The 16,483-nt window shown below is 31.7% G+C and carries 11 protein-coding genes; 7 read left to right on the top strand and 4 right to left on the bottom strand.

Going from position 1 to position 16,483, the window contains the following annotated elements:
- The first annotated feature begins 6 nt into the window (after window positions 1-6).
- The 5 genes from WHA43_RS04055 (at window position 7) to acs (ending at window position 7,301) form a co-directional block, all read left to right on the top strand.
- Window positions 7-267 (top strand): DUF4212 domain-containing protein, encoded by a 261-nt coding sequence (locus WHA43_RS04055; RefSeq protein ID WP_105045857.1) that lies wholly within the window; start codon window positions 7-9, stop codon window positions 265-267.
- Window positions 268-295: 28 nt separating this feature from the next.
- Window positions 296-2,071, top strand: coding sequence for a sodium:solute symporter family protein (locus WHA43_RS04050; protein WP_105045856.1), 1,776 nt, complete (start codon window positions 296-298; stop codon window positions 2,069-2,071).
- A gap of 245 nt (window positions 2,072-2,316) precedes the next feature.
- Complete coding sequence (locus tag WHA43_RS04045) at window positions 2,317-5,004, top strand: sensor histidine kinase (protein ID WP_105045855.1); 2,688 nt, start codon at window positions 2,317-2,319, stop codon at window positions 5,002-5,004.
- A complete protein-coding gene (locus tag WHA43_RS04040) occupies window positions 5,005-5,370 on the top strand; it encodes a response regulator transcription factor (RefSeq protein ID WP_105045854.1) in 366 nt (121 codons plus the stop codon).
- A gap of 23 nt (window positions 5,371-5,393) precedes the next feature.
- Complete coding sequence (gene acs / locus WHA43_RS04035) at window positions 5,394-7,301, top strand: acetate--CoA ligase (protein WP_105045853.1); 1,908 nt, start codon at window positions 5,394-5,396, stop codon at window positions 7,299-7,301.
- A gap of 6 nt (window positions 7,302-7,307) precedes the next feature.
- Here the strand turns inward: acs and WHA43_RS04030 are convergent, their stop codons facing one another.
- The 4 genes from WHA43_RS04030 to WHA43_RS04015 all read right to left on the bottom strand — a co-directional run bounded on the left by WHA43_RS04030 (window position 7,308) and on the right by WHA43_RS04015 (window position 11,702).
- Window positions 7,308-7,961 carry a 3'-5' exonuclease gene (locus WHA43_RS04030; protein ID WP_105045852.1) on the bottom strand — a complete coding sequence of 218 codons (654 nt, stop codon included), beginning with the start codon at window positions 7,959-7,961 and terminating at the stop codon, window positions 7,308-7,310.
- A 6-nt stretch (window positions 7,962-7,967) separates the two neighbouring features.
- Complete coding sequence (locus WHA43_RS04025; protein ID WP_105045851.1) at window positions 7,968-9,833, bottom strand: DUF294 nucleotidyltransferase-like domain-containing protein; 1,866 nt, start codon at window positions 9,831-9,833, stop codon at window positions 7,968-7,970.
- A gap of 74 nt (window positions 9,834-9,907) precedes the next feature.
- Window positions 9,908-10,450, bottom strand: a complete 543-nt coding sequence (locus tag WHA43_RS04020) for an NUDIX hydrolase (protein WP_105045850.1) — start codon at window positions 10,448-10,450, stop codon at window positions 9,908-9,910.
- Window positions 10,451-10,613: 163 nt separating this feature from the next.
- Entirely contained in the window at window positions 10,614-11,702 is a 1,089-nt protein-coding gene (locus WHA43_RS04015; protein ID WP_105045849.1) for a M42 family metallopeptidase, read from the bottom strand.
- 134 nt (window positions 11,703-11,836) lie between these two features.
- Between WHA43_RS04015 and WHA43_RS04010 the strand changes: the two genes are divergently transcribed.
- The gene (locus WHA43_RS04010) at window positions 11,837-12,724 is read left to right on the top strand and encodes an ABC transporter ATP-binding protein (protein WP_105045848.1); all 888 of its coding nucleotides are present in this window, start codon (window positions 11,837-11,839) and stop codon (window positions 12,722-12,724) included.
- Window positions 12,725-12,791: 67 nt separating this feature from the next.
- Window positions 12,792-16,442, top strand: a complete 3,651-nt coding sequence (locus tag WHA43_RS04005; RefSeq protein WP_105045847.1) for an ABC transporter permease/M1 family aminopeptidase — start codon at window positions 12,792-12,794, stop codon at window positions 16,440-16,442.
- Window positions 16,443-16,483 lie beyond the last annotated feature (41 nt).

The raw sequence follows: 16,483 nt of genomic DNA, 5'->3' as shown, positions 1-16,483 counted from the left end.
ATAACTATGTCAAATACAAACAATGCAAAAAAATATTGGAAAGAAAATATTAGATATCTTTCAGTATTACTAATTATCTGGTTTTTAGTTTCTTATGGATGTGGAATTTTATTCCGAGAGGAGTTGAATCAATTTAGATTGGGTGGTTTTAAACTCGGTTTTTGGTTCGCACAACAAGGCTCAATCTACGTATTCGTTATTCTTATTTTCGTTTATGTTCGATTGATGAATAAATTAGATAAAAAATACGGTTACGACGAAAAGTAATCAATACTAACCTTTAAAATTTACAATTATGAATGTTCAAACTTGGACTTGGATTATCGTCGGAATCACGTTTGCCCTATATTTTGGGATAGCTATTTGGGCAAGAGCTGGCTCTACAAAAGAATTTTACGTGGCAGGTGGAGGCGTTTCTCCGTTAGCAAACGGAATGGCAACTGCTGCTGATTGGATGAGTGCAGCTTCTTTTATTTCAATGGCAGGAATCATCTCTTTTGCTGGCTATGATGGCTCAGTTTATTTGATGGGTTGGACTGGTGGTTATGTTTTATTGGCTTTACTTTTAGCTCCTTACCTCAGAAAATTCGGAAAATTTACAGTACCTGATTTTATTGGTGACCGTTATTATTCAAATGGAGCTAGAACAGTTGCTGTAATTTGTGCATTGATTGTTTCTTTCACTTATGTTGCAGGACAAATGCGTGGAGTTGGAATTGTGTTCTCTCAATTTTTACAAATTGATATTGTTTATGGAGTAATAATTGGGATGGTAATTGTACTTGTTTTTGCATTTTTAGGTGGAATGAAAGGAATTACCTACACACAAGTTGCGCAATATTGCGTATTGATTTTTGCTTTTATGGTGCCTGCAATATTCATTTCTTTTCAAATGACAGGCAACATTATTCCTCAAATTGGAATGGGAGGCACTGTTGAAGACGGAACTTATTTGTTGGATAAATTGGATTCACTTCATACACAATTGGGCTTTAAAGAATATACATCAGGAACAAAATCCACTTGGGATGTTTTCGCGATAACACTAGCTTTAATGGTTGGTACAGCAGGATTGCCTCACGTAATTGTTCGTTTTTTTACAGTTCCAAAAGTAAAAGATGCCCGAAAATCTGCTGGTTTAGCATTATTATTCATCGCTATTTTATATACTACAGCTCCTGCAGTTTCAGTATTTTCTAGAACAAATTTAATTGAAACGGTCAGCGAAAAAGAGTATGTAGCTATTCCTCAATGGTTTAAAAATTGGGAAAATACAGGTTTAATTGCTTGGATTGATAAAAATAACGATGGAAAAATTCAATATGTAAGTGGCAATGCTCTTGACGGAAAAAAACCAATTTATAAAGAAACTAGAGGCGATTCAGGTGAACGTTTAATTGCTAATTCAAGTGCTGAAAATAATGAATTATATGTTGATAATGATATCATGGTTTTAGCAAATCCTGAAATTGCTGGTCTTCCTGATTGGGTAATTGCTTTGGTTGCTGCTGGTGGTTTGGCAGCAGCTCTTTCTACAGCAGCAGGTCTTTTGTTAGTGATCTCAACGTCTATTTCTCACGATTTAATTAAAAAACAATTAAAACCAGATATTTCTGATAAAGCAGAATTGATGTGGGCAAGAATATCCATTTTTGTTGCTATTGTGGTTGCAGGTTTATTCGGAATTTATCCTCCTGGATTTGTAGCAGCTGTTGTTGCACTCGCTTTTGGATTGGCAGCAGCTTCTTTTTTTCCTGCTATTATTCTTGGGATTTTTGACAAAAGAATGAATAAAGAAGGTGCTATTTCAGGAATGATTGTCGGAATTACATTAATGCTGTTTTACATGATTCGTTTCAAAACAGGTTTGATTGGGGTTATGGAACCTTTACCAAGCAGTGAATGGTGGTTTGGAACATCACCTGAAGGTTTTGGTACCATTGCCATGTTGTGCAATGTAGTTGTTTCTTTTGTAGTATCAAGATTTACAAAAGCACCACCAAAAGAAGTCGTTGAAATTGTTGAAAATATCAGAATTCCTTCAGGAGCTGGAGAAGCAACTTCTCATTAAAATAAATAATCATTGAGGCAACTTTTTAAAGTTGCCTCATCAAATACAAATTTTCATTTTGAAAAAAAGGCACGAACAAAAACTCATTTTACAAGCAATAGTGCTATTGCTCATATTAAATATGCCCTTTGTTTTCTTGTTCAATTCATCAAGTTTAATTCTTGGGATTCCTATTTTTTATTTTTCAATCGGAGTAATTTGTTTTTTTTCTGTCATTATTTCTTTTGTGATTTTAAAAAAGTTCTATGAGTAGTTTTGTCTTATTTGCCATCATAATTCTCTATTTGACGTTCTTGTTTTTGATTGCATTTTTCGCAGAAAAAAACAAGCGTAGCAAATGGGTAAACAATCCAATTGTTTATACACTTTCTTTTGGGGTGTATTGCTCAGCTTGGACGTATTATGGAAGTATTGGTGAAGCAGCAGAACAAGGAGTTCGTTTTTTAGCCATTTATATAGGGCCAATTATTGCAGCTCCTTTGTGGATCATTTTGTTAAGAAAAGTAATTCGGATTTCTAAACAGCATAAAATATCATCATTGGCAGATTTCATCTCTCTGCGTTATGGAAAAAACCGATTTTTAGGAGCTCTTGTAACGGTTGTTTGTCTGATGGCAATTTTACCTTATACCTCTTTACAATTAAAATCGGTTTCAGAAACTTTCGAAATTATGACACAAAAGAGTTTGATGAAATCAAATTCAATTTTTACGGATTCCACTTTTTACATTGCTTTGATTTTGGCAGTTTTTGCTGCATTATTTGGAACACAAACTACAGATGCTTCCGAAAAAAGAAGGGGAATTATTTTTTCAGTGGCTTTTGAATCATTGATAAAATGGTTGTTTTTTATCATTATCGGTATTTATTGTACCTATTTTTTATTTGATGGTACTGCAGATATTGTTAATCAATTTAAAAGCCAACCCAATTTCGAAAGTTTAGTTACTTTAGGAAGTTTTGAAGGTGGTTTTAATTGGTTTTTTATAATAATGTTGTCATTTATAGCTATTTTTTTATTACCAAGACAATTTCAAGTGGCGGTTTTAGAAAATAATAGAGAAAAGCATTTGAAAACGGCAATTTGGCTTTTTCCTTTGTATTTATTGCTTTTCAATATTTTTGTGATTTTTATTGCTTGGGCTGGAAAAATTAGACTTGGAAATGATGTCAATGCTGAATATTTTACCTTGTTACTGCCACTTTCTGAAGGAAATATTTTTTTAGCAATGTTGGTTTTTTTAGGAGGATTATCAGCTGTAATATCGATGGTAATTGTTTCTTCTTTGGCTCTTTCAATCATGATTAGTAATAATTTGATAATTCCATATGGTTTTTTATCAAAATTTGTTAAAAATGAACCTGAAAAAAATGAGAAATTCATCAAAAATATTCGAAGAGTTGCTATTTTTTTTATCATAATAGTTTCATATTCTTTGTTTTATAGCTTTTCTGCTAAAATGTCTTTGTATTCAATTGGATTGATATCCTTTGTTGTTATTGCTCAATTAGCGCCTTCGTTTTTTATCGGATTATTTTGGAATAGAGGCTCATCAAAAGGGGCAATCATTGGAATTCTCATGGGATTATTGATTACTTTTTTTACGTTATTAGTGCCTTTTTTATTAGAAGCGAATTCGTTACATCCACAATTTTTAGAAGAAGGATTATTTTCAATTGATTTGTTAAAACCTCATGCTTTATTTGGAATTGATTTTTTAACCCCTCCAACGCATGCATTTTTTTGGAGTTTTACTGTTAATTGTTTTTGTTATGTTTATTTTTCTTTAAGTTCTAAAGGAAATTATAGAGAGAGAAATTATGCTGAAATGTTTGTTGACAGTAAAAATTTTACGGATTTACAAGACAATGCTTTTGTTTGGAAAGGTGAGGCTTATGTGAGTGATATTAAAGAAGTTTTAATGCGATTTTTAGGACAAGAAAAAGCGACAAGAGCCTTAAATATCTTTTTTGCAAAATACAATTTGCCCAGAAACACGCAGTTTGCAGACGCTAAATTGATTCATTTTTCAGAGCAATTATTAACAGGTTCCATTGGTTCAGCTTCTTCAAAAATTTTAATTCAAAGTGTTGTAAAAGAGGAAGAAATTAGTTTGGTTGAGGTACTTCGAATTTTAGAAGAATCGAAAGAGGCAATTGCAAAAAGCAAAGCTTTTAAAGAAAAATCCTTAGAATTATCAAATTTGGCAAATCAATTAAAAGAAGCCAATTTGAAACTTATCGAAAAAGACAAACAGAAAGACGAATTTTTAGATACTGTTGCACACGAACTAAAAACGCCAATTACTGGGATTAGAGCAACCACTGAATTATTGTTGGATGATGCAGAAATGCCTATTGAAATGAAAGAGCAGTTTTTAAACAATATGTTACAAGATGCTGAAAGGTTATCAAGATTGATTCATACAATTTTAGATTTTGAAAAATTATCAAGTGAGCATCATCAACTTACTAAATCAACCAATGATATTTCAAAAACCATTGCAAGGGCAATTGCTTCTTTACAAACAATGGCTGCAAAAAAAAATTGTGCAATCATTCAAAAGTCAACCTATTCTGTAACAATCAATTATGATGAAGATAGAATGATTCAAGTTTTCACAAATTTGATTGCAAATGCCATAAAATTTGTTGAACCCAATGAAGGATTTATTACGATTGAATATCTTTTTGAAGACAAACAGCTAAAAATAACAGTTACTGATAATGGAAAAGGAATTCCAGAACAAGATCAGCAATTTATTTTCGATAAGTTTTTTCAATCTAAAAATCAAAATACCATAAAACCAATAGGGACAGGATTAGGATTGGCGATTTGCAAACAAATTATCGACAAACATCAAGGTGCTATTTGGTTAGACAATTCCTACAAAAATGGTGCAAAGTTTCACATAAAAATGCCTTTGAACTAAATGAAAAAAATACTAATAGTAGATGATGAACCCAATATCTTAATGGCATTAGAATATGCTTTTAAAAAACAAGATTTCGAGGTTTTTATTGCTAGAGATGGCAGTGAAGCTCTTGAAATTTTAAAGAAAGAACACCCCAATGTGGTTCTTTTAGACATTATGATGCCAAAGGTTGATGGCTATCAAACATTGCAATTAATAAAACAAAATGAAAATTTAAAAGATGTAAAAGTGGTTTTTTTAACTGCAAAAAGTAAAAAAGAAGATATTGAAAAAGGCTTTTCATTAGGTGTTGATCAATATTTTACAAAACCATTTTCAACAAAAAAAATAATCGCAGAAATTAATTTACTGCTTCAAAATTAATATCATTTAAAAATCTAAAAATTATGAGTAATTATCACATCAAAAATTTCCCAGAATACTTTCACGTTTATAGAAATTCAGTTAGAAATCCCGAATTATTTTGGGAAGAAATAGCAGAGGAACATTTTTTATGGAGAGAAAAATGGCATAAAGTGGTAAGTTGGGATTTTTCAAAACCTGAGATAAAATGGTATGAAGGTGCAAAATTAAACATCACAGAAAATTGTATTGACCGTCATTTATATACTAATGCGCATAAAACTGCTATCATTTTTGAGCCAAATAATCCTGATGAAGAAGCGCAACACATCACCTACAAAGATCTTCACGAACGTGTAAATCAAATGGCTAATGTATTGAAATCAAAAGGAATACAAAAAGGAGATAGAGTTTGCATTTATTTGCCTATGATTCCTGAATTAGCGATTTCTTTGTTAGCATGTGCCAGAATTGGTGCAATACATTCTGTGGTTTTTGCTGGATTTTCATCAACAGCTTTATCAACAAGGATAAATGATAGCGAATGTAAAATGGTCATCACTTCTGATGGTTCTTACAGAGGTGCAAAAACAATCGATTTAAAAGGAATTGTAGATGAAGCGTTGGTAAGTTGTCTTTGTGTTGAAGCGGTATTGGTTGTAAATCGAATCAATTCAGAAATTGAAATGAAACCTGAAAGAGATTTTTGGATTGCACCATTATTAGCTGAAGCTTCTAAAGAATGTGCACCAGAAATTATGGATGCAGAAGATCCGTTATTTATTTTATACACCTCAGGATCAACAGGTAAACCAAAAGGAATGGTGCATACAACTGCAGGTTATATGGTTTACACAGCCTATACTTTTAAAAATGTTTTTCAGTATACAAAAGGAGATGTGTATTGGTGTACTGCTGATATTGGATGGATTACTGGGCATAGTTATATAGTTTATGGTCCGTTAGCAAATGGTGCAACAACTGTACTTTTTGAAGGTGTTCCTAATTATCCAAATTACGGAAGATTTTGGGAAATTGTAGAAAAACACAAAGTAAATCAATTTTATACAGCGCCAACAGCCATAAGAGCTTTGGCAAAAGAAGGAGTTGATTTTGTAGATCATCACGATTTGACTAGTATCAAAGTTTTAGGAACGGTTGGAGAACCAATTAACGAAGAAGCTTGGCACTGGTATGATGATAATATTGGTAAAAAGAAAGCACCTATTGTAGATACTTGGTGGCAAACTGAAACTGGTGGAGTGATGATAACGCCAATTCCATTTTCAACACCCACAAAACCAACGTATGCAACTTTACCTTTTTTAGGAATTCAGCCTGTTTTAATGGATGAAAATGGAAATGAAATCACAGGAAATCAAGTGGATGGTAAATTGTGTATCAAATATCCTTGGCCATCAATCGCACGAACAATTTGGGGTGATCATCAACGATTCAAAGACACCTATTTTTCAACTTTTAAAAATATGTATTTTACAGGTGATGGTGCTTTGCGCGATGAAGTTGGGTATTACAGAATTACAGGAAGAGTAGATGATGTGATTATTGTTTCAGGACATAATTTAGGAACAGCTCCAATTGAAGATGCAATTAACGAACATCCAGCAGTTTCAGAATCAGCTATTGTTGGTTTTCCTCATGATATCAAAGGAAATGCATTGTATGGATATGTAACCTTAAAAGAAACTGGTGAATCCAGAGATCATGATAATTTACGAAAAGAAATTAACCAAATGATTACCGAGCAAATTGGCCCAATTGCAAAATTGGATAAAATTCAATTTACAGAAGGTTTGCCAAAAACACGCTCAGGAAAAATTATGCGAAGAATATTGCGTAAAATTGCTTGTAAAGACACTTCGAATTTAGGAGATACAAGTACGCTTTTAAATCCTGAAGTTGTGCAAGATATTATGGATAATGTTTTGTAAGTATTTTTAAATCAATCCAATATGTTTAGCAGGTCTTTTTAAATAAGCAATGCTAAGCGTATTGTTTTTTGATAATTTCTTGGTGATTTTCAAGAATAATTGTGCTGTAATCATAGCATCACCCAATGCATTATGACGATCATGTGGAGTGATTTTGTACATTTTGATGAGTTCGTCCAATGAAAAATGATGATCAGTTGTATCAAGCAACGTTTTTTTATGCAGATTTCCTGTATCTAACAGAATATTTTTCAATTTTGGAACACCCATTTTTGAGAGTGAATTATTCAGCATTTCAATATCAAAATTGATATGATGTCCAACTAAAACAGCATTTTTTATAAATTTCAAAAAATCCTGAATGGCTTTTTCTTCGGCTATTTTTTGCGAATCATATTTTCTAATACCATGAATTTCAACAGTATTTTTATCAAAAATGGCTTGTTTTACAAAACATTCAAAACTGTCTGCCACATTAATTGATTCATTTTTTACAGCGATTGCACCTATTGAAAGAATTTTATCATGTTTTATGTTCAAACCAGTAGTTTCTGTATCTAGAATAACAAAGCGAATTTCCGAAAATGTTTTTTTAGAATCATTTTTAAAATGCGATAGATATTCTTCCCAAAATGGCGGATATTTTTTTCTGAAAAACATAAAAAATTACATAAAATTAGCCAGTTGAAATCTATTTATAATCAAACTTTGGATTTCTTTAACTGCTTTAAAACACTCTTTCAGCGTTAATTTTTCTGATTTATTCAATGAATTTAAATCAATATATCTTCCAGAATTATTGTTTTGCAATCCGTATTTTGTCCTGAATTTCAATAATGTTTTGTAAGCATTCAAACATTGCGTATAAATTTCTTCATTTTGAGGTTCTTTCAAAATCAAAGCTGCAAAGCGTTCAATCGTATTTTTTACATCAATTTTTTGATGAATGCTCAACAATCTTGCAGCATCAACCAAAGGCATCATGGCTCTTGCTTTGATGTCAAATTGTTCTTTTTGCGCGCCAGAAGCTTCTAATAAAAACTGCCTAAAAAATCCGAGTGGAGGTGGATTTTGAGTGCTATTTAAAGCTAAAAAATTCAAGAAAATAGTATTTTTTGAAATATTTTGGTAAATGGAATGCGTTACATCAACCTCTAATTTTTCATCTCCATAAATGGTTTCAATATCAAAAAAAATTGTACAAAAAAGGATGTTTTCAGGAACTGGTTTTGAGATCCAATTGGCGTATTTTTCTTTCCATTCTTGAGTGCTCAAACACCATTCTTTATTAGATGCCATCATATTTGCAGGGCAATATTCATAGCCAATTTCATGAAGTTGAGTTGTAACTATCTTGGCGAGTTTTAAAAAATAATCTCTGTTTTTTTCATTGTCTTTGCTATCCCTAAAAATTATTGCATTGTCTTGATCTGTAAGTAATAATTGCTCTTTTCTTCCCTGACTTCCTAAGGATAACCAAGAAAATGGCACAGGAGGTTTTTCTTGAAGTTGCTCAATTGCCAGATCAATTATTCTTGCTGTAAGTGTGTGCGTAATTTCCGAAATTATTTTATTGATAAAATCAATATCTAAATCTTGAAAAAGGTATTTTTTAAGTAAATCAAAGGATTGAATTCGTATTTTTTTCAATTCATCAATTGTCAGGGAGCGTTTGATTTGTTTGATCAAAACAGACGGATTGTTTTCACGAATTAAAATAATATCATGCTCAGATAAAACGCCTAAGATTTCTTCATTTTTCATTCCAGATTTTGTAATGCACAAATGAGTAATTTTATTTTTTAGCATCACAATTTGAGCTTCAGCAATCGAAATTTTATCAGAAACACAAATCACTGGCGAAGACATGATTTTTTCAACAGACAATAAAATATCTATTTTTCCAGTCGCAATTTTGGTTCTAAAATCTTTGTCAGTGATAATGCCTATTGGAAAATTATGCTCTTCAATCAGAATGGAACCCACTTTTTTGTCAGTCATTAGCTGAGCTGCATCTTTGATACTCGTTTCTTTTTTACAAGTAACAGGATTTTTTGAAAAATTTATTGTCAGTTTTTCTTCTGTAATGATTGCTTTTTGATTTTCAAAAGCATTAACATTTAGGTAATTAGTGCTCGCGAAATTTCGGATGATAAATTGAACAACATCGTTGTTTTTACTTAAAATTTCATCATAAATTTCAGATGGAAAAGTGTATAAAATACACTCCTCTAAGGCTTTAGCTGAAAGTTTATACGTGTCATTTCTAATAATGGCTCTTAAGCCAAAAATATCACCTTCATCACATTTTTCAAGAAGTTGATTTTGTTGATTGTACAAACCAACTGCACCATCTTTTACCAAAAAAAAGTGATTTAAAAGAGGTTTTTCGATATCAAAAATCGATTCATTTTCTTCCACATATTTGATGGAACAATTTTTGGCAATTTCAAGTTGTTCATCAGCATGCAAAAATGAAAAAGGATGATGCTCTTTTAAAAAATCCTTGATTCTATAAGAAATTGTATTCATTTTTTTGTTGATAAACTGCTGAAAGTTACGCTAATAATTTATCAAAATGAAATTTTTACAGTGATTTTGTTTTCCTAAGAAATGTATTTTACGATGCTTTCATAAACACTACAATAATATTCATGAAATCTTGAAAGCAATACATTTTCGAGGTTTTTTGTGTTTTTTAAAACTGTCAAATCAAACAATTGAATAGCATCAACTTCTTCTTTTTGAATGCTTAATTGATTGATGGGGACTTTTAATTCAGATATAAAAACATGATGATGTTCATTATCTTGAATACCATTTGCATGCGAAACTTGATGAATTCTTGTGCCGATTTTTTTCAAATCTGAAGCATTGATTTTTAATCCTAATTCCTCATCAACTTCTCTGATGGCTGCTTCTAAAATGCTTTCTCCAGCTGCAATATGACCAGCAACAGAAATGTCCCACAAACCAGGAAATACTTTTTTGGTAAGCGCTCTTTTTTGCAATAAAATCTGATTGTCTTTTGTGTATAACCAAATATGAACTGTGGCATGAAACCAACCGTTTTTATGCGCTTCTGATTTTAAAGCAACTTTTCCTGTTGGTTTTCCTTCTGGAGTTAAAATATCTATGAGTTCGTCCATATTTTATTATTTGTAGTAGCTACATAAAAAGAATCTTAATGAAAAAACTGTTACACAAAAAACACAAAGAAGACACAAAAAACACAAAGCAAAAATGATTAGTATAATTTTCTTTGTGAAACTTTGAGCTTTCTTTGTGTAGCTCTGTGCAATAACTTGTTAACTATTTAAAATAAGAAAAAGTTTCTCCAGATTTGATTTTCAACAAGGTTTCGTAAATCATTTTGATGACGTTTTCAACATCTTCTCTGTGAACCATTTCAACAGTGGTATGCATGTAACGCAAAGGCAATGAAATCAATGCAGAAGCCACACCACCATTGCTATACGCAAATGCATCAGTATCAGTTCCTGTGGCTCTTGATAACGCATTTCTTTGATACGGAATGTTGTTTTCTTCAGCAGTTTGCGTAATCAAATCGCGTAATTTTTGTTGTACTGCAGGTGCATACGCAATTACAGGACCTTTGCCCAATTCTTGATGTCCTGTTTTTTTAACATCAATCATTGGTGTTGTTGTATCATGCGTTACATCAGTTACAATGGCTACATTTGGTTTGATGGTTTGTGTGATCATTTCTGCGCCACGCAATCCAATTTCTTCTTGAACAGAGTTCGTTACATACAATCCAAAAGGCAATTTGATGTTGTTTTCTTTCAACAAACGCGCAACTTCAGCAATCATAAATCCACCCATTCTATTGTCTAAAGCTCTGCAAACGAATTTGTTACCGTTCAAAATATGAAATTCATCAGGATAGGTAATTACACAACCAACATGAACTCCTAAATTTTCAACTTCTTCTTTGGTAGCACAACCACAATCAATAAAAATATTTTCAGGTTTTGGAGATTCTTCAGTAGCTCTTTCTCTTGTATGAATTGCTGGCCAACCAAAAACACCTTTTACAATGCCATTTTTGGTATGAATATTTACAATTTTACTTGGTGCGATTTGATGATCACTTCCACCATTTCTAACCACATAAATCAATCCTTTGTCTGAAATATAATTAACATACCATGAAATTTCATCAGCATGACCTTCAATCACAACTTTGTAAGGAGCATCAGGATTGATGATTCCAACTGCAGTTCCATAAGTATCTGTGATAAAAGTATCTACATAAGGTTTTAAGTATTCCATCCAAATTTTTTGACCTTCCCATTCATAACCTGTTGGAGCAGCGTTGTTTAAATATTTTTCTAAAAATTTGAGCGAATTTTCAGTAAGTATAGATGTATTTGACATGTTTTATTTTAATTTTTTTGTAAAAATAAAACGATTTTTCAAGACTTTGGATAAAATAATCTCAAAAAATTGTAACAAAATACCCTATTTTTACACAAATAACAACGATTTAAAATCTTCATAAAACCAACAAAATGAAATTAGTCATCAAAAATTTAACAAAAACCTACTCAAATGGCGTAAAAGCTATTGATAATTTAAGTATCGAAATTGGAACGGGAATGTTTGGTTTGTTAGGACCAAATGGCGCAGGAAAATCATCTTTGATGAGAACAATTGCTACTTTACAAAGTCCTGATGCTGGTGAAATTTATTTTGGCGACATTAATGTATTGGAAGATAAAATGGCTTTACGTAAAGTGTTGGGCTATTTGCCTCAATCTTTTGGAGTGTATCCAAAAATGTCAGCAGTAGATTTGTTAGATTATTTTGCGACTTTAAAAGGTGTTTCTGATAAAAATGAGCGTGAAGCTTTGGTAAAAGAAGTATTGGAAATCACGAATTTATATGATGTTCGTAAAAAATACGTAGCTGGTTATTCAGGTGGAATGAAACAGCGTTTTGGCATTGCACAATTGTTGTTGAACAATCCAAAATTGATTATTGTTGACGAACCAACTGCGGGTTTGGATCCAGCAGAAAGACATCGTTTTTTGAATGTGTTGCGTGAAGTTGGCACAAATTGTACTGTAATATTTTCAACGCATATTGTGGATGATGTAAAGGAATTGTGTAATGAAATGGCCATTTTAAATGGTGGAAATATTTTAAATCACACCACTCCACAAAAAGCGACTGCTGAATTGGAAGGAACAATTTGGAAAAAAGTAATCAACAGAGAAGATTTAGAAGAAAATCAACAACAATTTGATATTTTATCATCAAGTTATAATCAAGATAATACATTGAATATTAGAGTGCATTCTTTAGAAAAACCTTCTGAAGATTTTGTGTCAGTTGCACCTCAATTGGATGATGTGTATTTTATTGCTTTGAAAAAAGATGAACCGCAAGCAGTTTAAAGTTCGAAATTTAAAGTTCAAAGTTTCACTTCTCACTTCTAACATCTAACTTCAAATATTAAAACGTATGTTTTCAACAATATTCAAACAAGAAATTAAATACTGGTTTAACAAGCCAGCATTTTACATTTATTTGGTCATCTTTTTTTTATTATCCTTCTTTTTATCTGCAGCAGCAGCTGGTTTTTTTGATTCAATTACAGCAACCACAGGTTCATCAAGAATTGTGAATTCGCCAATTGGAGTAAATAATTTATTGAATGGTCTTACCATATTTATTTTCTTTTTATTTCCATCAATCATTGGCGTTTCCATTCATAGGGATTTTAAAAGCGAAATGCACACCATTTTATATTCCTATCCTTTTACAAAAGCGAATTACTTATTTGCCAAATTTTTCAGTGGAATTGTAGTTGTTACCATCATTGTATTGTCAATTGCCATTGGAATGATGGTTGGTTTTCGATTTCCAGGAACCAATCCGGATTTGGTAGGTCCTTTACAATTGTCAACCTATTTAAAAGCGTATGTTGTTTTTATTTTGCCCAATATTTTATTGTTTGGAGCAATTGTTTTTGCAGTCGTTACTTTTTCTAGAAATATTGCTGCAGGATTTATCACGGTAATTGTGTTGCTTTTTGTACAAGGCGTCTTAGAAAGTTCACTTTCTGAGCCTGAGCAAAGAGGTTTATTGGCAATTTTAGATCCTTTTGGAGCGGCTTCTGTAAATTATTACACCAAATATTGGACGCCATCTGAACAAAATGAATTGCAAATACCCATTGAAGAAATGATAATTTACAATCGTTTGTTGTGGTTGGCAATTGCTAGTTTGGTCTTTGGATTGGTTTTTCGTTTTTTTACATTCAGTCAAAATGCGATGTCATTTTCGTTTAAAAAATCGAAAGGAGAAAGGGTTATCAAAACCAATTTCAGTGGAATTACATCCATTTCTTTACCCAAAGTTTCTTATGATTTTTCATTTTTCCAAAACCTAAAAACACTTTGGAAATTATCCAATATCGATTTTAAATACATCATCAAAAGTTGGCCATTTATTTCGATTGTTTTGGTTGGTTTGGTGTTGATGATTGTTGGCTTATCAGAAATTGGAGATATTTTTGGAACTCCCACACTGCCAGTTACTTGGAAAATGTTGAATATCGGAAACGTTTTCTCATTGTCAATCATAATCTGTACTTTTTTATACGCAGGAATGTTGGTGCACAGAGCAAAACTCTCCAATTTGAATCATTTGGTCGATTCAACTCCAATTCCAAATTGGACTTTGTTGTTTTCAAAAGTGCTTGCTTTGGTAAAAATGCAATTCGTTTTGTTAGCTTTAATTATGGTTTCAGGAATGTTATTCCAAATCTATAAAGGCTATTATAATTTTGAAATTGGTCATTATATTGTAGAGTTATTTTTACTAGAATTTCTGAATTATTTTATTTGGGCAATGTTGGCGATTTTCATTCAAACATTGATTGGAAACCCCTATTTAGGCTTGTTTTTATTGTTGGTACTTTCTATCGGAATTCCATTTTTGTCATTGGCAGGTATTGAACAAGAAATTTTTAAATACAATGAAGGTCCAGGATTTAGTTATTCTGATATGAATTCGTACGGATTTTTAACACCCTATTTAGTGTATAAATTGTATTGGACTTTGTGTGGATTTACCTTATTAATTCTCTCAGCAATGTTTTGGGTTAGAGGAATTCCGAATTCTTTCAAAGAGCGAATTCAAATTGCAACTTCAAGATTTAAAGGTGTTTATGTGGTATGTTTTGTAATTTTCTTTGCTGCTTTTTTAGGTTTAGGATTTTCTATTTATCAAGAAACAGGCACTAAATCAAAAAGAACTTCTTCCAAAGAATTTGAACTTAGAAGTGTAGAGTGGGAGAAAAAATATAAAAAGTTCGAAAACTATGCGCAACCCAGAATTGTAGGTGTAAAAGCTAAAGTAAACATGTATCCAAAAGAGCGATTTTTTGATGCGACTGCCATTTTTAAAATGGTTAACAAAACTGATCAGCCAATTGATAGCATCTTTTTAAATCACAATTCTTTGAAAAGTACTTTTGTTTTTGACAAGGCAAATACTTTGGTTTTAGAGGATACCATTCATAATTTTGATATTTATTACTTCAAAAATAAAATCATGCCAGGAGATAGTTTGCAGTTAATTGTTACTGTAGATAGTAAAAAGAATACTACATACAGGCAAAATTCTCCTGTGATAAATAATGGAACATTCATCAATAATTTTTCAATGTTTCCTTCTTTAGGATATTCTTCAAATGGCGAATTGACAGACGATCAAACTCGAAAAAAATATGGGTTGCCTAAAAATGATTTGCGCCCTCATCCTTCAGATTCAACTGCTTTAGGTAATACTTACATTTCAAAAGATGCAGATTGGATTGATTTTGAAGCAACCGTTTCAACATCCAAAGACCAAATTGCAATTGCTCCAGGTTATTTGCAAAAAGAATGGATGGAAGGTGACAGAAGATTTTTTCATTACAAAATGGATGCAAAAATCTTAAACTTTTATGCATTCAATTCTGCGAGATATGAAGTAAAAAAAGAACTGTATAAAGGCATTAGTTTAGAAATTTATTACCACAAACCACACACGTTTAATTTAGACAGAATGATGAAAGGAATGAAAGCTTCTTTAGATTATAATGCTAAAAACTTCAGTCCATATCAACATAAACAAGTTAGAATTATTGAGTTTCCAAGAACAGGAGGAACCTTTGCACAATCGTTTCCAAATACGATTCCGTTTTCAGAAAGTATCGGATTTATTGCAGATGTTGATGATGAAAATAATGATGGAGTTGATTATCCTTTTGCAGTAACAGTGCATGAAGTGGCGCATCAATGGTGGGCACATCAAGTAATTGGAGCAGATGTTTTGGGAGCAACCATGTTATCTGAAAGTTTGTCAGAATACGTTTCTTTAAAAGTATTGGAACATCAACAAGGAAAAGAAAAAATGCGCACTTTTTTAAAGAAAGCGTTGGATGATTATTTATCGCAAAGAACTTTTGAAAGAAAACGCGAAAATCCATTGATGTATAATGATGGTCAAGGTTATATTCATTATCAAAAAGGATCTATGGTTTTGTATGCCATGAGCGATTATATTGGAGAAAAAAAGCTAAATGGAGCTTTGAAAAAATATGTTGAAAAAGTACAATTTCAAAATCCACCTTATACAACTTCTATTGATATGGTAAATCACATCAAAGAAGTAACTCCAGATTCTTTGCAATACCTAATTCACGACATGTTTGAAACCATCACTTTGTACAGAAATAGAGTAGTAAAAGCGAAATCAACAAAGTTGAAAAACGGAAAATATCAAGTAGATATTGAGTTTGAAGTTTCAAAATATCGCAATGACAATCAAGGAAAAATCTATTATGGTGAAAATGTTGGAGATACCTTAAGCTATAAAAATGACAAGATGAAAAAACCAGTTTTGTCTGTGCCATTGAAAGATTATATTGACATCGGAATTTTTACAGAAGAAACCGTAAATGGAAAAAAGAAAACCAAAGAACTCTATTTGCAGAAACATAAAATCACTAAAATTTTCAATAAAATAACCATTATTGTTGATAAAAAACCATCGGAAGTTGGTGTTGATCCATACAATAAATTGATTGATACACAATCTGATGATAATCGAATTAAGATTTAGATTTTAAAGATTTATTGAAAAAACCTCACAGTTTCAACCTA

Origin of the sequence: Polaribacter gangjinensis (genome assembly GCF_038024125.1) — a bacterium.
GTDB classification, from domain to species: Bacteria; Bacteroidota; Bacteroidia; order Flavobacteriales; family Flavobacteriaceae; genus Polaribacter; species Polaribacter gangjinensis.
This window is presented reverse-complemented; position numbering and strand designations above follow the sequence as displayed.

What these genes read in the sequence shown, in the direction of transcription:
- WHA43_RS04050 (WP_105045856.1), top strand. Translation starts at nt 296, where the DNA reads ATGAATGTTCAAACTTGGACTTGGATTATCGTCGGAATCACGTTTGCC.
- WHA43_RS04045 (WP_105045855.1), top strand. Translation starts at nt 2,317, where the DNA reads ATGAGTAGTTTTGTCTTATTTGCCATCATAATTCTCTATTTGACGTTC.
- acs (WP_105045853.1), top strand. Translation starts at nt 5,394, where the DNA reads ATGAGTAATTATCACATCAAAAATTTCCCAGAATACTTTCACGTTTAT.
- WHA43_RS04020 (WP_105045850.1), bottom strand. Translation starts at nt 10,450, where the DNA reads ATGGACGAACTCATAGATATTTTAACTCCAGAAGGAAAACCAACAGGA.
- WHA43_RS04040 (WP_105045854.1), top strand. Translation starts at nt 5,005, where the DNA reads ATGAAAAAAATACTAATAGTAGATGATGAACCCAATATCTTAATGGCA.
- WHA43_RS04025 (WP_105045851.1), bottom strand. Translation starts at nt 9,833, where the DNA reads ATGAATACAATTTCTTATAGAATCAAGGATTTTTTAAAAGAGCATCAT.
- WHA43_RS04030 (WP_105045852.1), bottom strand. Translation starts at nt 7,961, where the DNA reads ATGTTTTTCAGAAAAAAATATCCGCCATTTTGGGAAGAATATCTATCG.
- WHA43_RS04010 (WP_105045848.1), top strand. Translation starts at nt 11,837, where the DNA reads ATGAAATTAGTCATCAAAAATTTAACAAAAACCTACTCAAATGGCGTA.
- WHA43_RS04005 (WP_105045847.1), top strand. Translation starts at nt 12,792, where the DNA reads ATGTTTTCAACAATATTCAAACAAGAAATTAAATACTGGTTTAACAAG.
- WHA43_RS04015 (WP_105045849.1), bottom strand. Translation starts at nt 11,702, where the DNA reads ATGTCAAATACATCTATACTTACTGAAAATTCGCTCAAATTTTTAGAA.
- WHA43_RS04055 (WP_105045857.1), top strand. Translation starts at nt 7, where the DNA reads ATGTCAAATACAAACAATGCAAAAAAATATTGGAAAGAAAATATTAGA.